General features: G+C 73.5%; 14 protein-coding genes. 3 read left to right on the top strand and 11 right to left on the bottom strand.

Translation table 11 applies throughout. From position 1 onward, the window contains the following. Positions 1 to 675: maltotransferase domain-containing protein (locus ACZ4V6_RS30990; protein ID WP_467833838.1), on the bottom strand; the 675-nt coding region annotated here is incomplete at its 3' end. Between the two features lie 452 nt (positions 676 to 1,127). Here ACZ4V6_RS30990 and ACZ4V6_RS30995 point away from each other — a divergent pair. Then, positions 1,128 to 3,746, top strand: coding sequence for a glycosyltransferase family 1 protein (locus tag ACZ4V6_RS30995; RefSeq protein WP_467833976.1), 2,619 nt, complete (start codon positions 1,128 to 1,130; stop codon positions 3,744 to 3,746). Between the two features lie 28 nt (positions 3,747 to 3,774). Here ACZ4V6_RS30995 and ACZ4V6_RS31000 read toward each other — a convergent pair whose 3' ends face one another. The 10 genes from ACZ4V6_RS31000 to glgX form a co-directional block, all read right to left on the bottom strand. Next, the gene (locus ACZ4V6_RS31000; protein ID WP_467833839.1) at positions 3,775 to 4,284 is read right to left on the bottom strand and encodes a DUF1990 family protein; all 510 of its coding nucleotides are present in this window, start codon (positions 4,282 to 4,284) and stop codon (positions 3,775 to 3,777) included. A gap of 80 nt (positions 4,285 to 4,364) precedes the next feature. Next, positions 4,365 to 6,014 carry a M4 family metallopeptidase gene (locus ACZ4V6_RS31005; protein ID WP_467833841.1) on the bottom strand — a complete coding sequence of 550 codons (1,650 nt, stop codon included), beginning with the start codon at positions 6,012 to 6,014 and terminating at the stop codon, positions 4,365 to 4,367. A gap of 309 nt (positions 6,015 to 6,323) precedes the next feature. Next, on the bottom strand, positions 6,324 to 8,351 hold the full coding sequence (locus ACZ4V6_RS31010) for a M4 family metallopeptidase (protein WP_467833843.1): 2,028 nt from the start codon (positions 8,349 to 8,351) through the stop codon (positions 6,324 to 6,326). Positions 8,352 to 8,643: 292 nt separating this feature from the next. Continuing rightward, on the bottom strand, positions 8,644 to 10,440 hold the full coding sequence (locus ACZ4V6_RS31015) for an ABC transporter ATP-binding protein (protein WP_467833845.1): 1,797 nt from the start codon (positions 10,438 to 10,440) through the stop codon (positions 8,644 to 8,646). Continuing rightward, positions 10,437 to 12,347: an ABC transporter ATP-binding protein gene (locus tag ACZ4V6_RS31020; protein ID WP_467833847.1), complete on the bottom strand. Its 1,911-nt coding sequence runs from the start codon at positions 12,345 to 12,347 to the stop codon at positions 10,437 to 10,439. Before ACZ4V6_RS31020 ends, ACZ4V6_RS31015 begins: the two co-directional genes overlap by 4 nt. Then, entirely contained in the window at positions 12,344 to 14,212 is a 1,869-nt protein-coding gene (locus tag ACZ4V6_RS31025; protein ID WP_467833849.1) for an ABC transporter ATP-binding protein, read from the bottom strand. The genes ACZ4V6_RS31020 and ACZ4V6_RS31025 overlap by 4 nt, the downstream gene beginning before the upstream one ends. Further along, positions 14,209 to 16,122, bottom strand: coding sequence for an ABC transporter ATP-binding protein (locus ACZ4V6_RS31030; RefSeq protein WP_467833850.1), 1,914 nt, complete (start codon positions 16,120 to 16,122; stop codon positions 14,209 to 14,211). The genes ACZ4V6_RS31025 and ACZ4V6_RS31030 overlap by 4 nt, the downstream gene beginning before the upstream one ends. 130 nt (positions 16,123 to 16,252) lie before the next feature. Further along, the gene (locus ACZ4V6_RS31035; protein WP_467833852.1) at positions 16,253 to 17,653 is read right to left on the bottom strand and encodes a sulfatase family protein; all 1,401 of its coding nucleotides are present in this window, start codon (positions 17,651 to 17,653) and stop codon (positions 16,253 to 16,255) included. Positions 17,654 to 17,711: 58 nt separating this feature from the next. Further along, a complete protein-coding gene (locus tag ACZ4V6_RS31040; protein WP_467833854.1) occupies positions 17,712 to 17,807 on the bottom strand; it encodes a putative leader peptide in 96 nt (31 codons plus the stop codon). Between the two features lie 328 nt (positions 17,808 to 18,135). Continuing rightward, a complete protein-coding gene (glgX, locus tag ACZ4V6_RS31045; RefSeq protein ID WP_467833856.1) occupies positions 18,136 to 20,394 on the bottom strand; it encodes a glycogen debranching protein GlgX in 2,259 nt (752 codons plus the stop codon). Positions 20,395 to 20,556: 162 nt separating this feature from the next. On the opposite strand from glgX, the gene ACZ4V6_RS31050 reads away from it, so the two are divergent. Then, positions 20,557 to 21,798 (top strand): L,D-transpeptidase, encoded by a 1,242-nt coding sequence (locus ACZ4V6_RS31050; RefSeq protein ID WP_467833857.1) that lies wholly within the window; start codon positions 20,557 to 20,559, stop codon positions 21,796 to 21,798. Positions 21,799 to 21,941: 143 nt separating this feature from the next. Continuing rightward, the gene (locus ACZ4V6_RS31055; protein ID WP_467833859.1) at positions 21,942 to 23,201 is read left to right on the top strand and encodes a L,D-transpeptidase; all 1,260 of its coding nucleotides are present in this window, start codon (positions 21,942 to 21,944) and stop codon (positions 23,199 to 23,201) included. Positions 23,202 to 23,212: the final 11 nt, after the last annotated feature.

A 23,212-nucleotide genomic window follows, 5' to 3' on the forward strand; every position in this document is an offset into this window, starting at 1 on the left:
CAGGGGCAGCGGGTCGGAGGAGGTGACCAGCTCCCGCAGGGGGTGGCGGGCCAGCACCGCGTCCACCTCCGGCGTCAACGCCGCCGCCAGCCGGGACGCGGCCGGGCGCGTCCCGTCCCGCAGCGCGTCGACGGCGGCGAGCAGGTCCCGGCGCCCCCCGCTCTCCGGTACGTCCGCGGCGGCGCGCTCGTACAGCCGCGCGCCCTCCTCCAGGACCAGCTCCGTGTCGAGACCGGCCGGGATCTTGATCCGCGCGTGGTGCCGCCAGGTGGTGACCGGATCGCCCCACGCCTCGACGGTGTACGACCACAGGCCGGGCTCCCCGGCGGTCACCGTGGCCCCCCAGCGGTCGGTGCCCGGGGCCAGCTCCCGCATCGGCGTCCACGGGCCCGGCCGGCCCCGCGGATCTCTGAGGACGACGTTGGCCGCCACCGCGTCGTGCCCCTCCCGGAACACGGTGGCCGATATCTCGAACGTCTCGCCGGTCACGGCCTTGGCGGGCCGGCGTCCGTGCTGGACGACGGGGCGCACGTCGAGGACGGGGATGCGCCCGACGACGGTCGAGTCCCCGGCCGAGGGCGGTACCGGGGCCGCCGGGCCGGCATCGGCCGGGCGCCCGGGGACCGCCCCGGCGCCGGGTGCGGTGGGGGCTGACGAGTGGTGCGTGGCGGGCATGACCGCTCCTGTCCGCGTCAACGAGGGTGGGCGGATGACTCTGGGGAGGTGGGTCCTGCGGGTTTTTCCGGGGGTGTACCGCAGGAGCCTTCCCATGCTTTTCGGGTGGGCAATCCGGCACTTTGTTAACTACTCGCGCGTATGTCGACACATGCGGTGGGCCCTGACCGAACGCCTTCCCGCGCGGCGCTCCCGCAATCAGTGTCTCCGCGACATGTGCAGCTTTTCGTGCGGGCCGGCATGTCACAAGAAGGCCGATGGGGAAAGATCCGGCCATATCGACACGCCGGTGCGGGCCGGCCCGCACCGGCGTGTCGAAGGCGAGGCCGTTCGGGCCGATTCGGAGGTCTCGGGACGAAGCGCCCGGCGAGGGACGGAGCGACGCCGGTAACGTCATGAGCGACGGGGTGATGCGCATCCCGTCCAATCGAGCGAACGCGCAGAGGTGGAGTGTGAAGGCGATCCGTCGACTGACCGTCCGTCCCGTTCTCCCCGACCCCCTCCGGCCGCTCAGCGAGCTGGCCCGCAACCTGCGCTGGTCCTGGCACGCGGAGACCCGCGACCTCTTCCAGTCCGTCGACCCCGAGCGCTGGGCCGCCTGCGGCCGCGACCCGGTGCGGCTGCTCGGCACCGTCCCGGCCGCCCGCCTGGCCGAGCTGTCCGAGGACCGCCGGTTCCTGCGCCGGCTGGCCGCGGCGGCCGACGACCTCGACCACTACATGACCGGCGACCGCTGGTACCAGGCCCAGCCGGGGCGGCTGCCCGCCGCCGTCGCCTACTTCTCGCCCGAGTTCGGCATCACCGCCGCCCTGCCCCAGTACTCCGGCGGCCTCGGCATCCTGGCCGGCGACCACCTCAAGGCGGCCAGCGACCTCGGGGCGCCGCTGATCGGCGTCGGCCTGCTCTACCGGCACGGCTACTTCCGCCAGTCCCTGTCCCGGGACGGCTGGCAGCAGGAGCACTACCCCGTCCTCGACCCCCACGAGCTGCCGCTGGCCCTGCTCAAGGAGTCCGACGGCGCCCCCGCCCACGTCGCCCTCGCCCTGCCCGGCGGCCGGGAGCTGCGGGCCCGGATCTGGCTGGCCCAGGTCGGCCGCGTCCCGCTGCTGCTCCTGGACTCGGACGTCGAGGAGAACGACCTCGGCGAACGCGGCGTCACCGACCGGCTCTACGGCGGCGGCAGCGAACACCGGCTCCTCCAGGAGATGCTGCTGGGCATAGGAGGTGTCCGGGCGGTACGGACGTACTGCCGGCTCACCGGCCACGCCGAGCCGGAGGTGTTCCACACCAACGAGGGCCACGCCGGCTTCCTCGGCCTGGAACGCATCGCCGAACTCTGTGATCAGGGACTGGAGTTCGACTCGGCGCTGGAGGCGGTCCGGGCGGGCACCGTCTTCACCACCCACACGCCCGTCCCGGCCGGCATCGACCGCTTCGACCGTGAACTGGTCGCCCGCCACTTCGGCCCCGGCGCCGAGCTGCCGCGCATCGACGCCGAGCGCGTCCTGAGGCTCGGCATGGAGACCTATCCCGGCGGCGAGCCCGGCCTGTTCAACATGGCCGTGATGGGCCTGCGCCTGGCCCAGCGGGCCAACGGCGTCTCCCTGCTGCACGGCGGCGTCAGCCGGGAGATGTTCTCCGGACTGTGGCCCGGCTTCGACGCCGAGGAGGTGCCGATCACCTCCGTCACCAACGGCGTGCACGCCCCGACCTGGGTCGCCCCCGAGGTGTTCCGGCTCGGCGCCCGGCAGATCGGCGTGCAGCGCGCCGAGGACGCCCTGACCGTCGGCGGCTCGGACCGCTGGGACTCGGTCGCCGACATCCCCGACCAGGACATCTGGGAGCTGCGCCGCACCCTGCGCGAGCAGCTGGTCGAGGAGGTGCGGGAACGGCTGCGCGCCTCCTGGCGGCAGCGCGGCGCGGGGGCGGCCGAGCTGGGCTGGATCGACGACGTCCTCGACCCGGACGTGCTCACCATCGGCTTCGCGCGGCGCGTCCCGTCGTACAAGCGCCTGACGCTGATGCTGCGCGACCGCGACCGGCTGACGGAGCTGCTGCTGCATCCCGAGCGGCCGGTCCAGATCGTCGTCGCCGGCAAGGCGCACCCGGCGGACGACGGCGGCAAGCGGCTGGTGCAGGAGCTGGTGCGGTTCGCGGACGACCCGCGGGTGCGGCACCGCATCGTGTTCCTGCCCGACTACGGCATGGCGATGGCGCAGAAGCTCTACCCGGGCTGCGACATCTGGCTGAACAACCCGCTGCGGCCGCTGGAGGCGTGCGGGACCAGCGGGATGAAGGCGGCGCTCAACGGCTGCCTCAACCTGTCGGTCCTGGACGGCTGGTGGGACGAGTGGTACCAGCCGGACTTCGGCTGGGCGATCCCCACCGCCGACGGTGCCGGTACCGACGCCGACCGGCGCGACGCCATAGAGGCCGCCGCCCTCTACGACCTGCTGGAGCAGCGGATCACCCCCCGCTTCTACGAGCGGGGCGCGAGCGGGCTGCCCGACCGGTGGATCGAGATGGTCCGCAGGACCCTGAGCCTGCTCGGCCCGAAGGTGCTGGCCGGCCGCATGGTCCGGGAGTACGTCGAGCGGCTGTACGCCCCGGCGGCCGAGGCGCACCGCGCGATGGACCCGGACTCCGCCCGGGCGCTCGCCGAGTGGAAGACCCGGCTGCGGGCGGCCTGGCCCGGCGTGAGCGTCGACCACGTCGAGACGTCGGCGCCCGCCGCCACGGCGGAGCTCGGCTCGACGCTCGGGCTGCGGGTGCGGGTGAACCTCGGCGATCTCGCCCCGGACGACGTGGAGGTGCAGGCGGTCTCCGGCCGGGTGGACTCCGAGGACCGCATCACGGACGCGGCGACCGCGCCGCTGAAACCGGTGGGCGGCCCCGACCTGGAGGGCCGCTGGGTGTACGAGGGCCCGCTCGCCCTGGACCGCACCGGTCCCTTCGGCTACACGGTCCGCATCCTCCCCGCGCACCGGCTGCTGGCGTCCCCGGCGGAGGCGGGGCTGGTCGCGGTGCCGTCGGACGAGCTGGGGGAGGCGGCGGGGCTGCTGATGAGGTGAGCGTCCGGGCCGGCGCCGGGGGCGGGGCTCAGTCCTCGTCCTCGCCGCCGCTCAGTCGCCGCAGGACGGTGCCGCAGCGGCGGGCGTAGGCGTGCTGGAAGCCCCGGGTCGCCGGGCCGCCGGCCTTCGCGTACCACTTGGCCGGGCGGCTGAAGGCGGACACGGTCAGCCAGACCGTGCCGTCGCCGGTGCGGTCCACGACGAAGGCCTCCTCGCCGGACTCGGGGTGGCCGGGCAGCGTGCCGTACGCCCAGCCGGCCCGGCGGTGCTCCTCCAGCGTCCACACCACCCGGCAGGGCGCCTTGATCATCCCGGCGAGGGTGACGGTGACGTCGACGCCGGGCGCGGCGCGGTCCGCGCTCGCGTCGATGCCGACGCCCATCGCCCGGTGCATCTCCCAGGTGAGCACGGCCTCGGCCGCCCGCCGGAACACCGCCTCGCCCTCCCCGAGGCGCGTGCGCACGTGCATGGGGCGGAAGCCGGGCGGGCAGTGGCCCTGCTCGCGGGTGGCGCCGACGTCGTCGTACGTGAAGGACATGGGCACCAAGCGTAGGGCGGCCCCCGGGAACCGGTGGTTCCCGGGGGCCGCCCGTGGTGCCGGTGTCGGGCCGGTACCGGTCAGTTCACGTTGATCGCGGTCCAGGCCGCGGCCACCGTCTTGTACTCGGTGCTGGTCGAGCCGTACAGGGCCGAGGCCGCGTTCAGGGTCGCCGTGCGGGCGGCCTTGTAGTTGGTCGTCGACGTCATGTAGGTGGTCAGCGCCTTGTACCAGATCTGCAGCGCCTTGGCGCGGCCGATGCCGGTGACGGTGGAGCCGTTGTAGGTCGGGGAGTTGTAGCTGACCCCGTCGACGGTCTTCGCCCCGCTGCCCTCGGCGAGCAGGAAGAAGAAGTGGTTGGCCGGGCCCGACGAGTAGTGCACGTCGACGCTGCCGAGGGTGGAGGACCAGTAGTCCTTGGACGCGCCGTCCTTGCTGGGCTTGTCCATGTAGCGCAGCGGGGTGCCGTCGCCGTTGATGTCGATCTTCTCGCCGATGAGGTAGTCGCCCTTGTCGGCGGAGTTGGCCGCGTAGTACTCCACGCCGGTGCCGAAGATGTCCGAGGTGGCCTCGTTGAGGCCGCCGGACTCGCCGCTGTAGTTGAGGCCGGCGGTGTTGGAGGTGACGCCGTGGCTCATCTCGTGCCCGGCCACGTCCAGCGAGGTCAGCGGGTTCGTGTTGCCGTAGCCGTCGCCGTAGGTCATGCAGAAGCAGCTGTCGGACCAGAAGGCGTTGACGTACTGGTTGCCGTAGTGGACCCGGGAGTAGGCCGCCTTGCCGTCGTTCTTGATGCCGCTGCGGCCGAAGGTGTTCTTGTAGAAGTCCCAGGTGACCTGCGCGCCGTAGGCGGCGTCCACGGCGGCCGTCTGGTCGGTGGAGGAGCTGGAGGCGGTGCCGGTGCCCCACACGTCGTCGGCGTCGGTGAACAGGGTGCCGGTGCCGGAGGTCTTGCGGGCCAGGTTGTACGTCTTGTGGCCGCCGCGCCCGGTGTCGTACAGCTGGTACGTGGTGCCCGACTTGTAGGTGCCGAGGCTGACCGTGCCCGAGTACAGGCTCTTGCCGGAGCCCGTCTCGATGCCCTGGTACTCGTGCAGCTTGGCGCCGGTGGCGGCGTCGGTGATGACGTGCAGTTCGTTGGGGGTGCCGTCGTCCTGGAGGCCGCCGACGACGGTCTCGTAGGCGAGGACCGGCTTGCCGTCGGCCGCCCAGATCACCTTGCGGGGCGCGGAGTCGGCCGCGGTCCGCGACGACCCGGCGTCCTCGGCGGCGCCCAGCGCCTGCTGCTCGGCCTTGGCTGCGGTGATCTTCGGCGTCACGGTGGCGACCTTGATGGCGGCGTTCGTCGCTCTGGTCACGCCCTGGGTCGCGCCGGACTTCGCCTGGTGGACGACGAGGTCGCCGCCGAGGACGGGCAGTCCTTCGTAGGTGCGCTCGTAGCGGGTGTGGACGGCGCCGTCGACGTCCTTGACGACGTCCTTGACGACCAGCTTCTCCTTGGCGCCGAGGCCTATCTGCCGGGCCGTCGTGGCGGCGGACTGCTGCTGCTCCTGGATGAGCGCGGTGCGGGCGGAGTCCGACAGCAGCACCGGGGCGCCCGGCAGGGCCTTCGGCGCGGCGGTGTCGGCGGTGGCGCTGCCGGCGGTCAGGCCGGTGGTGAGCAGCGCGCCGGCGGCGACGGCGGTGGCGACGGCCAGCGTGCTGCGCTTGTGGCGCGCGAAGAGGGAGGACACACAAGCTCCTTCGGTGGGGGAGTCCGGACTCGGCATGGGGTGGCCGGCCGGCGTTGACTGCGAAGTTGTGCGGCGGGTGACGGAAGAGTGGCACCGATGCCGCGTACATGTCATCGGGGTCGAATGATGTTGGCCGAAAGTCGACGGTCAGGTGAATGTTGCGGAAACGTGAACCCTTGTGACCTCGGCAAAAACGCAACCCCGCCCGTGTATGGGCTTGGCAAAAAACGGGCGGTCATGGGGAGGGCGCCGCCCCGGGGAGTCGAACCTCCGGGGACGGCGCCCTGTCTGGGGTGGGACGGTGCGGGCCTACGGGAAGGTCAGCCGCCAGGCGTCGATGTATCCGGTGTCGGACGGGCCCCGGTCCTGGACGCGCAGCTTCCAGGTGCCGTTGGCCGATTCCGACGAGGCGTTGACCGTGTAGGTCTCGTGCACGTCCGCCGCCGGGTCGTAGCCGCTGCTCTTCAGGCGGTACGTCGACCCGTCCGGGGCCACCAGGTCGATCTGCAGGTCACCGCGCCAGGTGTGCACGATGTCCACGCCCACCTGGAGGTTGCTCGGCGCGTTGCCGGTGCGGCCGGAGACCGTGATCGAGGAGGTCACCGCGGACCCGTAGTCGGGGATGTTCACGTCGGCGGTGTTCTCGTAGGTCGAGCCGCCGGGCGTGCCGCCGCCCGAGCGCGAGCCGACGTTGATGCCCGCCCACGCGTCCTGCACCGCCTTGTACTCGGCGCTGTCGGTGCCGTACAGCTCACCGGCCGCCGCGAGGGTGCCGGTGCGGGCGCCCGCGTAGTTGGTGGTCGACGTGAACTTCGTGGTGAGCGCGCGGAACCAGATCTTCTCCGCCTTCGCGCGGCCGATGCCGGTGACCGGGAGGCCGTCCGAGGTGGGCGAGTTGTAGGTGACACCGTTGATGGTCTTGGTGCCGCTGCCCTCGCTCAGCAGGTAGAAGAAGTGGTTGGCCGGGCCCGACGAGTAGTGCACGTCGATGCTGCCGATGCCGGAGTACCAGGAGTCCTTGGACGCGCCGTCCTTGCTGGGCTTGTCCATGTAGCGCAGCGGGCTGCCGTCCCCGTTGATGTCGATCTCCTCGCCGATGAGGTAGTCACCGACGTCCGAGGAGTTGTTCGCGTAGAACTCGACCGAGGAGCCGAAGATGTCCGAGGTGGCCTCGTTGAGGCCGCCGGACTCGCCGCTGTAGTTGAGGCCGGCGGTGTTGGAGGTGACGCCGTGGGTCATCTCGTGCGCGGCCACGTCGATGGACGTCAGCGGGTGGGTGTTGCCCGAACCGTCGCCGTACGTCATGCAGAAGCAGCTGTCCGACCAGAAGGCGTTGACGTAGTTGTTGCCGTAGTGGACCCGGGAGTACGCGCCCACGCCGTCGCCGCGGATGCCGGAGCGACCCTGGACGTTCTTGTAGTAGTCCCAGGTCAGCGCGGCGCCGTAGTGGGCGTCGGCGGCGGCGGTCTCGGCGTTGGACGCGCTGCCGTTGCCCCAGACGTCGTCGGGGCCGGAGAACAGCGTGCCGGTGCCGGAGGTGCCGCGGTTGAGGTTGTACGTCTTGTGGTTGCCGCGCGCCGTGTCGGTCAGCGTGTACGACGACCCGGACTGCGCGGTGCCCAGCGTCACCGTGCCGCTGTACATGGTGTTGCCGGTGCCCTGGTGGATCGCCTGGTACTCGTACAGCTTGGCGCCGGTGGCCGCGTCGGTGACGACGTGCAGCTCGTTCGGCGTGCCGTCCTCCTGGAGGCCGCCCACGACCGTCTCGTACGCGAGGACCGGCGTGCCGTTGCCCGCCCAGATCACCTTGCGCGGGGCGCGGTCGGCGTCCGGCCGCTCGGCGCCGGCGGCCTTCGCGGCGGAGACCGCCTGCTGCTCGGCCTTGGCGGCGGTGATCTTCGGCGTCACGGTGGCCGGCTCGATGGCCTTGGCCGCGGCCTTCACGACCCGCTCGGTCTTCCCCGACGCGGCGGTGGTGACGACCAGGTCGCCGCCGAGGACGGGCAGCCCGTCGTAGGTCCGCTCGTAGCGGGTGTGCAGCGTGCCGTCGCGGTCCTTGACCACGTCCCGGACGACCAGTTTCTCCTTGGCGCCCAGACCCAGGCCCTTGGCCGTCCCGGCCTTGGCCGCGTCAGCCCCCCGGATCAGTTCCGCGCGCTGGGCCGGGGTGAGCTTGACGGACTCGGCGCCCGGGGCGGGGGCCGGCCGCGGGGCGGCGGTGGCGCCGCCGGCCTGGAAGGCCGTGGCGATCAGCGCGGCGACACCGGCGAGGGCGACGCCCGCCGCGCGGCGGTGCGTGGTGTGGGAGGTGCGTCTGTGGGGAGTGCTGCTGCTCAACACTGACTCCTTCTGCGTGGCCGCGGGTCGCGCGGCCAGGGGAGACCGGACGGCGGGTGAGCCGGCCGGGCAGAGCTAGGCGGTACGCAGAAACCACGTGCAAGGAGCTGGCCACGGCACGGCGCCGGCAGGAAGCTGTGGGGGCGCTGTGGAGCGGCCGTGGGAAGAGTGACAGGGGATCTCGCCCCTTGTCAGGACCGCGTCAGTAAGTTGGCCGGAAATCGTTCGTTGTCCGGGCGTTCATGTTCGATATACGGATGCGTTGCCCGGGGTTCCCCTACTGACCGCCCGCTCAGTCGACGGCCGCCGCCGTACCGCCGACGGAGGGCGCCCGGCCGTGCCACGACCCCCACAGCGCCGCGTACGCGCCACCGGCCGCCACCAGCTCGTCGTGCGTGCCGAGTTCGGTCAGCCGGCCGTCCTCCATCACGGCCACGCGGTCGGCGTCGTGCGCGGTGTGCAGCCGGTGCGCGATGGCGATGACCGTGCGGCCCTCCAGCACGGCGGCGAGCGCACGCTCGGTGTGCCGGGCCGTCGTCGGGTCCAGCAGGGCGGTGGCCTCGTCCAGGATCAGCGTGTGCGGATCGGCCAGAACCACCCGGGCGAGGGCGAGTTGCTGGGCCCGGGAGCCGTCGGTGCGGCCACCGTCGCCGCCCAGCTCGGTGTCCAGGCCGTCCGGCAGCTCCCGCACCCACTCCTCGGCGCCCACCGCGGCGAGGGCGGCCCACAGCGCGTCGTCGGTCGCGTCCGGCTCGGCGACGAGCAGGTTGTCGCGGACCGTGCCCAGGAAGACGTGGTGCTCCTGGGTGACCAGCACGACCTGCCGGCGCAGCCGCTCCGGGGCGAGCGCGGCCACGGGCACCCCGCCCACCGTCACCGAGCCCTCGTCCGGCGCGTCGACCCCCGCCAGCAGCCGGCTCAGCGTGGACTTGCCCGCCCCGGACGGCCCCACGACGGCCAGCCGTTCACCCGGCCGCACGGTCAGGTCCACCCCGCGCAGCACCTCGCCGCCCCGGTCGTAGGAGTAACGCACCCCGGACACGTCGATGCGGTCGTCCGCCGGGACCGCAGAAGCGTCCACCGCGGCCCGCGGAGCCAGGGCCAGCCCCTCCACCCGGGCGAAGGAGGCACCGCTGCGCTGGAGTTCCTCGAACCGCATCAGCACCTCGTCGAGCGGCACGGTCAGCTGCTGGAGATACAGCGCGCAGGCCACCACCGTCCCCACGCTCACCACCCCGTACGCCCGCAGGACCCCGCCCGTCAGCAGCACGCCCCCCACGGGCACGACGTAGGACACCTCGACCACCGGGAAGAGCACGCTGCGCAGGTACAGGGTGTGGAACCGGGCGCGCCGCGAGTCCTCCAGCGCCCGGCGGCTCGCCGCGACACGCCGGCCGGCCAGCCGGAAGGCCTCGATCGTGCGGGCACCCGCCACCGTCGAGGCGACCACCTCGGCGACGTCCGAGTTGGCCGCCCCCTCGGCGAGGTAGCCGTCCCGGGCCCGCCGCAGGTACCAGCGCAGCGCCCACCGAACCGGCAGCAGCAGTACCAGCGCGACGACGCCGAGCGGCGGGGAGAGCGCGAACACCGCGGCGCCGAGGAACAGCGCCTGCACGGCGTTGACCAGCAGCTCCGGGCCGGTGTCGCGCAGCATCGTGCCGACCGTGGTCACATCGGCGGTGCCCCGCGTCGTCAGGTCCCCGGCGCCCGCGCGCTCCACCACGGACGCGGGCAGCGCCAGGGCCCGGTCCACGAACCGCTCCCGCACCCGGGCCAGGGTCCGCTCGCCGAAGCGGTGTCCCACGTACCGGGCCCAGCGGGCCAGCAGCAGCTGGGCCGTCGAGCAGACCAGGATGGCGAGCGCCATCCGGTCGACGGCGTCCACCCCGCCCCCGGCCCGCACCTCGTCCACGATCCGGCCCAGCAGCCACGGCCCGGCGAGCCCGGCCAGGGCCGCGAGCGCGTTCAGGCCGAGCAGCGCGGCGAACGCCCGCCGGTCGGCGCGCACCAGACCGGCCACCGCCCGGCGCACGGCGGCGCGCTCGGCGACGGGGAGCTGTCCCGGCGTGCCCGGTGCCCGCGGTGTCATCGCACGGCCTCCTCGCCCCGGGCGCCCCGGGTGCCGTCGGTTTCCTCGGTGTCCTCGGTTTCTTCGGCGTCCGCGGTGTCTTCGGCGTCCCGCGCGACCAGCCGCCGGTAACCCGGCTCGGCGTCGAGCAGTTCGCGATGGCTGCCGGTGGCCGCCACCTTGCCGTCGACCAGCCAGTGCACGACGTCCGCCCGGTCGAGCACCAGCGGGGACGTGCCGGCCACCACCGTCGTACGGCCCTCGCGCGCCGCCCGCAGCCGCTGTGCCACCACCGCCTCGGTGTGGGCGTCCAGCGCGGAGGTCGGCTCGACGGCGAGCAGCACCTCCGGGTCGGCCAGCAGGGCGCGGGCGAGCCGGACGCGCTGGCGCTGGCCGCCGGAGAGGCTGCGGCCCTGGGCGGCGACGGGGGTGTCCAGCCCCTTGGGCAGACCCCGGACGATGTCGTCGGCGGCGGCCGCGCTCATGGCCCGGGACAGGTGCGCCTCCGGGTGCGCCCCGGCATGCCGCCGGGCGTCCGCGGGCTCGTGGCGGCCGGTCGCGCCCACGCGGCGGGGCCGCTCACCGCCGCCCGCGCACGCGTCCCCCGAGCCCGGTCCGCCGGCGCCGACGACGTCGCGCAGGGTGCCCGCGAACAGGTCGGCCTCCGCATCCGCCACCAGGATGCGCTCCCGTACCCGCGCCAGCGGTATCCCGGCCAGGGGGACGCCGCCCCACGTGACGCCGGCGGGGGCGTACCGGCCGAGGCGGTCGATCACGTCGGCCGCGTCGGCCGGCCGTGCCCCGGCCAGCGCGGTCAGCCGTCCCGGCTGCACCCGCACCCCGGACTCCGGGTCGTACAGCACCGACGGCTTGGCCGGGGCCTCGCGCGTGCCCTCGTCCGGCTCGGGCTCCAGCCGCAGGAACGCGACCACACGGCGGGCGGCCACCACGCCCCGGTTGAGCTGCTGGCTCATCTCGATCAGGAACATCACCGGCCAGCCCAGCGCCACGACATAGCCGTACACCGACACCAGCTCGCCCACGCTGATCTCCCCGCGCGCGGCCAGCCGGGCGCCCAGCCAGGTCACCAGACCCAGGAACAGCGTCGGCAGCCCCACCCCGAGGGCCTGGATCCAGCTCGTCACCGCCCCGACCCGGTACCCCTGCTCGCGCAGCCGCGCCGAATCCCGCCGGAAGGCGTCCGCCACCAGGTTCTTGCCGCCCAGCCCGTTCAGCACCCGCAGCCCGCCCACCAGGTCGCCGATCCGCGCGGTCAGCACGCCCTGCCGCTCCCGGTACTCGGTCTCCCGGCCCTGCAACCGGCCCATCAGCGGCCCCATCAGCACACCCAGCACCGGCACCCCGAGCAGCACCACCAGGGCGAGCCGCGCCGACACCGACAGCACCAGGCCGCCGACGGCCGCGTACGCCACGACGGCCCCGAAGCCCGGCCCGACCGCCGTCAGCGACTGGCTGATCGTCTGCACGTCGCCCACCCCGATGGTGACGACCTCACCGGTCCCCACCTGCCGCCGCAGCGCCGCGCCGAGCCGGGTCGCGTGTCCGACGACCACCTTGACCGTGCGGAAGTTGGCGTCCATCCGGACCCGCGTCATCACGCGGTGCCGCAGGATGCCCAGCCACGCGTTGACGGCCCCCGCCGCCACCAGTGCCGCCGTCCAGCCGGCCAGCGCGCCCAGGTCGTCGTGCTCCAGCCCGTGGTCGACCGCCCGCGCCATCAGGTACGGCGTCGCCGCCAGCAGCACCATCCAGGTGCTGGCGAGCACCGCCCCCGCCGCACAGCGCCGCCACTGCCGCCCGACCAGCCACCACAGGTACCGCCAGCCGCCCCGGACGTCGGGCGTGCCCGGATCCTCGTAGGCGTCGATCGAGGCGCCGCCCGTGCGCCACCCCCCGGCGCCGCTCACGCGAGACTGTCCCGCCACGCCCGGTGCAGGTCCGCGAACCTGCCCGTGCCCGCGATCAGTTCGGCCGGGACGCCGTCCTCCACGATCCGGCCGTGCTCCATCACCAGCACCCGGTCGGCGATCTCCACCGTCGACAGCCGGTGCGCGATCACCACCGCCGTACGGCCCTTCAGTACCGTCGCCATGGCCCGCTGCACCGCCCGCTCCCCGGGGACGTCCAGCGAGCTGGTCGCCTCGTCCAGGATCAGCACCGCCGGGTCGGCGAGCAACGCCCGCGCGAACGCTACCAGTTGCCGCTGACCGGCGGAGATCCGGCCGCCCCGCTTGCGGACGTCGGTGTCGTAGCCGTCGGGCAGCGCGGCGATGAAGTCGTGGGCGCCGATCGCCTTCGCGGCCCGCTCGATCTCCTCCCGCGTCGCCTCCGGACGCCCGATGGCGATGTTCTCGGCGACCGTGCCGGAGAACAGGAACGCCTCCTGCGTCACCATCACCACCCCGCGCCGCAGTTCGGGCACGGCGAGGTCGCGCAGGTCGGTGCCGTCCAGCAGGACCCGCCCGTCGGAGGGGTCGTAGAACCGGGCGAGCAGCTTGGCCAGCGTCGACTTGCCCGCGCCCGTCGAGCCGACCACGGCGACGGTCTGCCCGGCCGGGATCGTCAGGTCGAAGCGGGGCAGCACCTCGCCGCCGGTGCGGTAGCCGAAGCGGACCGAGTCGAAGACGACCTCGCGCCCGGGGTGCTCGGACCCCGGCGGCGGCAGCTCCTTCGGCGCGGCCGGCTCGGGCACGGACGGCGTCTGGGCCAGCAGTCCGGCGATCTTCTCCAGCGAGGCCGCCGCCGACTGGTAGGAGTTCAGGAACATGCCGAGCCGGTCGATGGGGTCGTACAGCCGGCGCAGGTACAGCACCGCCGCCGCCAGCACGCCCAGCGCCAGCGTGCCGTCCGCCACCCGGTACGCGCCCCACAGCACGATCCCCGCGACGGCCGTGTTGGCGACCAGCCGGGAGCCGACGACGTACCGGGCCATCTCCAGCAGCGCGTCGCCGTTGGTCCGCTCGTGCCGCCGGTTCAGCACGGCGAAGTCGGCGTCGTTGGCGGCCTCCCGGCGGAAGGCGCGCACCGGCCGGATGCCGTTCATCGTCTCCACGAACTTCACGATCACCGCCGCGATCGCCGTGGACCGCTGCCGGTACACGCGTCCCGCGCGCCGCCGGTACAGCCGCACCAGTCCGTACAGCGGCACGAACGAGGCCACCGCGACCGCGCCGAGCCCGAGGTCCAGCCACAGCAGCGTCGCCGAGATGTAGACGAAGGACAGGACGACCGTGACCAGCTCCTGCAGCCCTTCGCCGAGCAGCTCCCGCAGCGACTCCACGTCCGTGGTGGAGCGGGAGATGAGCCGCCCGGACGTGTAGCGCTCGTGGAAGTCGACGCTGAGCGCCTGCGCGTGCCGGAAGATCCGTCCCCTGAGGTCGAGCAGCACGTCCTGGTTGACGCGGGCCGACGCGGCGATGAACGCGTACTGCAGGGCGCCGGCGGCCAGCGAGCACAGCAGGTACCCGGCGCCGACCGCGATCAGCGGCCCGTGGTCGTGGTCGCGGAAGGCCGGCACGGCCCGGTCGATGGCGTACGCCACCAGCAGCGGACCGGCCTGCACGGCCGCCTGCTGGAGCAGCAGGAGCAGCGCCGTGACCGCGACGCGGACCCGCAGGGGCGCCAGCAGCGAGCGCAGCAGGGCCGCCGTGGCGCCCGGCGGGCTGGGCAGGACGTCGCGGTCGAAGTCGTCGCCGGTGTGCTTCGCGCCCTGGGACCGGGGCGGGTCCTCCGCCTCGCCGGGAGCGGGCGGGGACGTGATGGGGGCCGTCATCGCAGGTCTTCCTCCTGTTCCCCCGCGCCGGACATCAGATGGGCGTACTCGGCGTTCGTGCGCAGCAGTTCGTGGTGGGTGCCGACGGCGGCGATCCGGCCCCGGGAGAGCAGGGCCACCCGGTCGGCGAGCAGGACCGTGGAGGGGCGGTGCGCCACGATCAGCGCGGTGGTGTCGGCGAGCACCCGGCGCAGGGCGGCCTCGACGGCGGCCTCCGTGTGCACGTCCAGCGCGGACAGCGGGTCGTCGAGGACGAGGAACCTCGGTGCGCCGACCACGGCCCGGGCGAGCGCGAGGCGTTGCCGCTGCCCGCCGGACAGGCTCAGGCCCTGCTCGCCGACCTGGGTGCCGGTGCCCTCGGGGAGGGCGTGCACGAAGTCGGCCTGCGCGACGGCGAGCGCCCGCTCCAGAGCGTCGGGGCCGGTGCCCTCGCCGGCCCCCATCAGCACGTTCTCGCCGACGCTCGCCGAGAAGAGCGTGGGCTCCTCGAAGGCCACGGCGACCAGGGCGCGCAGCTCCTCGCGGGGCAGGGCGGCGATGTCCTCGCCGTCCAGCGTGATCCGCCCCTCGGTCACCTCGTGCAGCCGGGGGATCAGCGCGGTCAGCGTGGTCTTGCCGCTGCCGGTCGCGCCGACCAGGGCCATGGACTCACCGGGGCGGATGTGCAGGTCGACGCCGTCGAGGAGGGGCGGGGAGCCGGGGGGAGCGTCGGGGTAGCGGAAGCGGACCCCTTCGAACCGCAACCCACCCGCCCTCGCCGTAGCTGCGGGCAGTCGTGCCTCCCCCAGTGCCTGAACGGCCTGGAAGGTACCCCCAGGGGCGGCACGGGTGGGCGGTGGGGGTCCCCCCGCTCGAGCGAGGCCGAGAGTGGGGGAGGCACCTCGTAGCGCCGGGCCGCGCGTCCCGCCCCCCGGCGCCTCGACCTGTGCGTCCATCACCTCGAAGTACCGGTCCGTGGCCGTCGCCGCCTCCTGGCTCATCGCCAGCAGGAACCCGATGGACTCCACCGGCCACCGCAGCGCCAGCGCCGTCGACAGGAACGCCACCAGCGTCCCCGCCGACAGCGTCCCGTCCGCCACCTGCACCGCCCCGACCACCAGCGCCGCACCGATCGCCAGCTCCGGCAGCGTCACGATGACCGCCCAGATCGCCGCCAGCAGCCGCGCCTTGCGCAGCTCCGTCCCCCGCAGCGTGTGCGACAGCTCGTGGAAGGCGCGGGCCTGGCTGCGGTGCCGTCCGAAGCCCTTGATGATGCGGATGCCGAGCACGCTCTCCTCGACCACGGTCGTCAGGTCCCCGACCTGGTCCTGCGCGCGCCGCGCCACCTCGGAGTACTTCTTCTCGAAGACCGCGCACGTGATCACCACCGGAACGGCCGGCCCGAGGATGACCAGCCCCAGCGACCAGTCCTGCACCAGCATGATGCCCACGCCGATCAGGATCGTGACCCCGTTGACCAGCAGGAACGTCAGCGGGAAGGCGAGGAACATGCGCAGCAGCATCAGGTCCGTCGTCCCCCGGGACAGCAGTTGTCCCGAGGCCCACCGGTCGTGGAAGGCGACCGGCAGCCGCTGCAGGTGCCGGTACAGGTCCGCCCGCATCCCCGCCTCGACGCCGGCCAGCGGCCGGGCCACCAGCCAGCGCCGCAGCCCGAACAGCAGCGCCTCCGCCAGCCCGAGCAGCAGCAGGTACAGCGCGCCGAGCCACACGCCCGCCGGGTCCCGGTCGGCGACCGGCCCGTCCACCATCCACTTCAGGACGAGCGGGATCACCAGCCCCACGCACGAGGCGAGGACCGCCACGAACGCGGCGGCCGACAGCCGCGCCCGCACGGGCCGCACGTACGGCCACAGACGCAGCAGGGATCGCACGGAGGAACGGTCCTTGGCGGATACAGGTGTCGTGGACATCAGCAGCGAGCCTACGGTTCGCCACTGACGCTGCCCACCGAGTTTCCACCGTCGCCGGGGTCGTACGGAGGCACCGGCCGGCCGGGCGACGCGCCCCTTCGCGCGGGCCCGCCCCGTCCGTCCGCGCCGGTCAGGACGCCGGGTACGGCAGCAGCGTGCCGTCCACCTTCTCCCAGGCCGCCTTCAGCTCGGCCAGCAGCCCCGGCCGGTCGGCGGCGAGGTCGGCCTGCTCGCGGGCGTCGGCGGCCAGGTCGAACAGGTGGTCCCTGCCGTCCGCGTCGCGGTAGTACTTCCAGTCGCCGCGCCTGAGCGCCCGGTTGCCCCGCACCCGCCAGAACAGGTCGCGCTCGGGCGCCTTCTCGCCGCGCAGCAGGTAGCCGGCGAAGCTGTGCCCGTCGAGCGGGTACGCCGGGTCCGGCCGGGCGCCGCCCAGCTCCAGCAGGGTGGCCGTCCAGTCGGGGGAGTAGACGGGCTCGTGGCTGACCTGGCGGGCGTCGACGCCGGCCGGCCAGCGCAGGACGGTCGGCACCCGGATGCCGCCCTCCAGCAGTTCGGACTTGCCGCCGCTCAGCGGCCACTGGTACGAGAAGCGCTCGCCGCCGTTGTCGCTGGCGAAGACGACGAGCGTGTTCTCCTCCTGGCCGGAGCGGCGCAGCGCGGTGAGCACCCGGCCGACCGAGGCGTCCAGGTCCTCGACCATCTCCCGGTACTTCTCCACCGAGCCGCCGTCGTTGTGCAGCAGCCCGCCCAGCACGTTCCCGGCGCGGATCTCCGCCGCGATCTCGGCGCCCGTCTCCGCGTCGTCCTCGGTCAGCCACGGCCAGTGCGGGGTGGTGAAGTTGAGGTTCAGCAGCCAGGGCCTGTCGTGGTCGCGGCCGACGTACTCGACGGCGCGCTCGGTGAGGACCGTGGTGTAGTACCGCAGGTCCTTGTAGGTGGCGTCGCCCTCGTACAGGTCGTAGTCGCCGAGCTGGCCCAGCTTGGAGAAGTACTCCAGGGCCCCGCCGAAGTTGCCGAAGAACTCGTCCCAGCCCGACCTGGTGGGGCTGTGGTCCGGCAGCCAGCCGCAGTGCCACTTGCCGATCAGGGCGGTCGCGTAGCCGGCCTTCTTCAGCAGCGAGGCGAGGGTCGGGTGGTTCGGGTCCAGGCCCTGGGTGCGATTGCCGATGGGCTCGGCGAGACCGCCCTTCGTGCGGCCCGGAAAGCGGCCCGTGTACAGGCTGAACCGGGTCGGGGAGCAGGTCGCCGAGCCGGAGTAGGCGTTGGTGAACCGCACCCCCTGCGCGGCGAGCCGGTCCAGGTTCGGCGTCCGGATGTGCGGGGCGCCGTACGACGACAGGTCGGCCCAGCCGAGGTCGTCGCCGAGGACGAACAGGATGTTCGGGCGTCTGTGCGGACGACGGGAGGCGGGGCGGGACCGGAACGGGCGTTCGGCGGGGGCGGCCGAGGCGGTGGGGGACGCACCGGCGACGGCCGTCACCGCCCCGCCGCCGACCAGGCCGCCGAAGACACGACGGGATATCTCGGGCATGCGTGATCCAGGGGAGAAGAGAGAGGTAAGAGGGGAGGCAGGCGCGTGAGGGCGCGGGTCAGCGACAGACGGCGCTGGACTGGCGGCACAGGTCGACATGGCGCCGCGCCACGAGCGCGGCGCGCACGCACCTCGGAACGGCGACGGACCTCATGCTCCGGGACGCTGCCAGCCGGGCCGTTCCCCGGTCAAGAAGATCGCCGGCGCGTTCACGAAGCCGACAAGGAGCCGCAACACGCCGGGCCGGGACCGGACCGCGTCGGCCCTCGCCCCAAAGGGAACGGCCCGCCCCCGTCGTGCCCGGCGCCGCCGACGCCTCGGCCCGGACCGGGCGCACCGGCCGGCGCACCGCCCGGATCGTGCCGGGCGCGGAGCCGCCCGGGCGCCGGGCACGGCCTGTCCCCCACCCACCGGGACCGGTCCGACGCCGAGCTGCCGGACTCCCCGAAGCGGTGATCCGGCCGGGCCCCGGACGGCGCCGCTCAGCCCACCCTGAGCAGCAGCACCGTCCGGCCCGGCACCGTGATCGGGCCCCCCGCCGCGTGCTCCTCGCCCGGCGCCCGGGACTGCTCCTCCCTGCCGGTGTCCACGACCACCTCGTACCGCTCCGCCCACGGCGCCGCCGGCAGCACGAACTCCACCGGCCCCTCACCGGCGTGCAGGACGGCCAGGAAGCTGTCGTCGGTGACCGGCGCGCCGCGTTCGTCCCGGCCGGGGATGTCCCGGCCGGACAGGTACATGCCGAGGGTGGCGGCGGGGGCGTACCAGTCGCCCTCCGTCATCTCCGTGCCCCGCGCGGTGAACCAGGCCAGGTCGCGCAGGCCGTCCGCGGAGTGCGCGCGGCCGGAGAAGAAGGCGCGGCGGCGCAGCACCGGATGGCGGTGGCGCAGCGCGATCAGCCGGGAGGTCAGCTCGAACAGGGGCCGCCAGTCCGGGTCGTCCAGCAGGCTCCAGTCCACCCAGCCGATCTCGTTGTCCTGGCAGTAGGCGTTGTTGCTGCCGCGCTGGGTGCGCCCCATCTCGTCGCCCGCGACCAGCATCGGCACGCCGGTCGACAGCAGCAGCGTGGTCAGCAGGTTGCGCAGCTGGCGCCGCCTGAGCGCGCGGACGCCCCCGTCGTCCGTCTCGCCCTCCGCACCGCAGTTCCAGGACCGGTTGTCGTCCGCGCCGTCCCGGTTGCCCTCGCCGTTGGCCTCGTTGTGCTTGCGCTCGTACGACACCAGGTCGCGGAGCGTGAAGCCGTCGTGCGCGGTGACGAAGTTGACCGAGGCGTAGGGCCGCCGCCCGCCCCAGGCGTACAGGTCGCTGGAGCCCGACAGGCGGTACCCCATCTCCCGCACGTCCGGCAGCGCGTGCCGCCAGAAGTCCCGCACCGCGTTGCGATAGCGGTCGTTCCACTCCGTCCACAGCGGCGGGAACGCGCCCACCTGGTAGCCGCCCGAGCCGACGTCCCACGGCTCGGCGATCAGCTTCACCCGGCGCAGCACCGGGTCCTGCGCGATCACCGCCAGGAACGGGGAGAGCATGTCAACGTCGTGCATCGAGCGGGCCAGCGCCGCCGCCAGGTCGAAGCGGAAGCCGTCCACGCCCATCTCCGTCACCCAGTACCGCAGGGAGTCGGTGATCAGGCGCAGGACGTGCGGCTGGACGACGTGCAGGGTGTTGCCGCAGCCGGTGTAGTCGGCGTAGCGGCGCGCGTCGTGCTGGAGGCGGTAGTAGCCGCGGTTGTCGATGCCCTTCAGGGAGAGCGTCGGGCCCAGCTCGCCCGCCTCCGCCGTGTGGTTGTAGACCACGTCGAGGATGACCTCGATGCCCGCCGCGTGCAGCGCGCGCACCATCCGCTTGAACTCGCCGACCTGCTCACCGGTGGTGCCGGAGGCCGCGTAGGCGGCGTGCGGGGCGAAGTAGCCGATCGAGTTGTAGCCCCAGTAGTTCCTCAGGCCCCGCCTCAGCAGGTGGTCCTCGTGCGCGAACTGGTGCACCGGCAGCAGTTCGACGGCCGTCACGCCCAGCCTCACCAGGTGCTCCGTCGCCGCCGGGTGCGCGAGGCCCGCGTACGTGCCGCGCAGCTCCTCGGGTATGCCGGGGTGCAGCTTGGTGAAACCGCGCACGTGCAGCTCGTAGATGACCGAGTCCGCCCACGGCGTCTTGGGCCTGTGGTCGTCCGACCAGTCGTCGTCGTCGTGGACGACGACGCCCTTGGGGACGAACGGCGCCGAGTCCCGGTCGTCGCGCACGGTGTCCGCCACGTGCTGCTCGGGCCAGTCGCGGACGTGCCCGTACACCTCGGGCGGCAGCGCGAACTCGCCGTCCACCGCGCGGGCGTACGGGTCGAGCAGCAGCTTCGCCGGGTTCCAGCGGGCGCCGGTCCACGGGTCCCAGCGGCCGTGCACCCGGTAGCCGTAGCGCTGGCCGGGCAGCACGCCCGGCACGAAGCCGTGCCAGATCTCGTGCGTCAGCTCGGTCAGCCGCACCCGCCTCTCCCCGCCGCCGGGACCCCGCTCGTCGAACAGGCACAGTTCGACCGCCTCCGCCCCGCCCGCCCACAGCGCGAAGTTGGTCCCCGGCACCCCGTCCGGCCCCTCCCGGAACCGGGCGCCCAGCGGCACCGGCGTACCCGGCCAGGCCGGCACGGCGGGCGGCGGCGCGGCACGCCGCGCGCCGTTCACCACGACGGCGGGGCGCCCGTCCTCGGCGGCCCGCTTCCCGGCCACCGCCTCCTGCTCGGCTGCGCTGGACACCTGTCAGCCTCCTGCGGCTCGTGGAACGACGTGGCGGAGACGGGAGGAGGGCGCACGGTGTCCCGACCGCTGCCCCCCGTCGCGTCGTCCTCCCCACTGTTCTGCCCACCACGTGGCTCGCACTCACGTTTCCCCAGGGCCGGCCGGTCGTTACGGGTGGGTGTGAGGCACGTACATGGGCGCGCGCGGCGCGCGGGGGCCGTCCTGGCCGCCGTCATGACATGGGCAGGACTGCTGGCCGGGGCCGCCGGATGCACCTCGGGCGGCAGCAGCGGCATCGGCTCCGGCTTCGGTGAGGTGTTCGGCAAGCCGCCCGCCCCCGGGGCCGTCATCCGCGTCACCCCCGACGACGGGAGCAAGGACGTCCGGCCGGAGGGGAGACTGTCGGTACGGGTGCCCGAGGGGCGCCTGGAATCGGTGAAGGTCGTCAAGGCGCAGGACGCGCAGGAGACCCCGGTGCCCGGCCGGATCTCCGCCGACGGCCGCAGCTGGAAGCCCGACGACGGCCGGCTCGCCCTCGCCGCGAAGTACACCGTCGACGCCGTGGCCCTGGACGGCCACGGCCGCCGCTCCGCCCGGCACACCACCTTCACCACCTACGTCCCCGAGGAACGCTTCATCGCCTACGTCGCACCCGAGAACCGCTCGGTCGTCGGCACCGGCATGATCGTCTCGCTGGAGTTCAACCGCGAGGTCACCGACCGCGCCGCCGTGGAACGCGCCGTCTCGGTGACCGCGAAGCCCGCCACCGAGATCCGCCCCCACTGGTTCGGCAGGAACCGGCTCGACTTCCGGCCCGAGGACTACTGGAAGCCCGGCACGAAGGTCACCGTCGCCCTGAGGCTGCGGGACGTGGAGGGCGCGCCGGGGGTCTACGGGCTCCAGCACAAGGCGTTCTCCTTCACCGTCGGCCGCAGCCAGGTCTCGCTCGTCGACGCCGTCGAGCGGACCATGGAGGTGCGCAGGGACGGCACCCTGCTGGCCACCGTGCCGATCACCGCCGGGGCGCCGACGACGCCCACCTACAACGGCAAGATGGTGGTCGCCGAGATGCTCGACGTCACCCGCATGAACAGCCGCACGGTCGGCTTCGGCGGCGAGTACGACATCCCGGACGTCCCCCACGCCATCCGCCTCACCAGCTCCGGCACCTTCCTGCACGGCAACTACTGGGCGCCCGCCGACACCTTCGGCCGGGTCAACGTCAGCCACGGCTGCGTCGGCCTGCGCGACGTCAAGGGCGGCGGGTCCGACACCCCGGCGGGCTGGTTCTTCGACCGCAGTCTGATCGGCGACGTCGTCGAGGTCGTCCACAGCAGGGACAAGACGGTCGCCCCCGACAACGGCCTGGGCGGGTGGAACATGGGCTGGGCGGCGTGGAAGGCGGGCAGCGCGGTCCGGTGACCCGGTCCCCACGGCGCCAACTCGGTACGGAACAGTGACAATTCCCTTGGCCGCAACGTCCCTGGCCTGCGGTTACGATGCGCCGGTGCGCGAGCGTGCGCACTGGGGCGCGGGCCGGAGCAGGCCCGGCGAGGGGAGACAAGGTGAACGTGCGTCCGATATCGGGGACGACGTCGGCCGGCATCCGGGGGCGGAGCGGCAAGGGGACCGGCAGGGGGCTGCCGGCGCTGATGCTCGGCGTGCTGCTGGCGGTGAGCGCGTGCGGCGGAGGCGGTGCGGACCCGGGGTCCGGCAAGGGCGGGGACGGGTCCGGCAAGGGCGCCACCGCCGCACAGGGCAAGCAGTCCGAGGCGGTCGTCACCATCGCGCCCGCGAACGGCGCGACGTCGGTCGACACCAGCGGCGCCCTCCAGGTCGCCGCCGCCAAGGGCAAGCTGACCGAGGTCGTGGTCAAGGACGCCGAGGGCGACCCGGTCGAGGGCGAGATATCCGGGGACGGCGCCACCTGGACGCCGTCCACCCACCTGGCCGCCTCCACCGCCTACACCGTGCACGCGGTCGCCAAGGACTCCGAGGGCCGCACCGCGGCGGAGGACTCCCGCTTCACCACGCTGACGCCGGAGAACACCTTCATGGGCACCTTCACCCCGGAGGACGGCTCGAAGGTCGGCGTCGGGATGCCGTTCTCCATCCGCTTCACCCGGGGCATCACCAACCCCGAGGACGTCGAGAAGGCCATCCGCATCAGGACCGAGCCGGCCGTCGAGGTCGAGGGCCACTGGTTCGGCAACGACCGCCTGGACTTCCGCCCGGAGGAGTACTGGCAGGCCGGCACCAAGGTCACCGTCGACCTCGCCCTCGACGGCGTCGAGGGCCGCGAGGGCGTCTACGGCAAGCAGGACAAGACGGTCTCCTTCACCATCGGCCGCAAGCAGGTCTCCGTCGTGGACGCCAAGAAGCTCACGATGCGGGTCGTGCGGGACGACAAGGTCCTCAAGACCGTCCCGGTCACCACGGGCGCCCCCGGGTACGAGACCTGGAACGGCAAGATGGTCATCACCGAGAAGCTCGCCGTGACCCGCATGAACGGCGACACGGTCGGCTACGGCGGCGAGTACGACATCAAGGACGTCCCGCACGCCATGCGCCTGTCCACCTCCGGCACCTTCATCCACGGCAACTACTGGGGCGGCGACGCCTTCGGCAACCGCAACGCCAGCCACGGCTGCGTCGGCCTGCGCGACGTGCAGGGCGGCTGGGACGACGAGACGCCCGCCGCGTGGTTCTTCGACAACTCGCTCGTCGGCGACGTGGTGGTCGTCGAGAACTCCGACGACGCGACCATCGCCCCGGACAACGGCCTCAACGGCTGGAACATGTCCTGGGAGCAGTGGAAGGCCTGAGCCTGCCGGCG

Source organism: Streptomyces sp. NPDC029152, assembly GCF_055564355.1.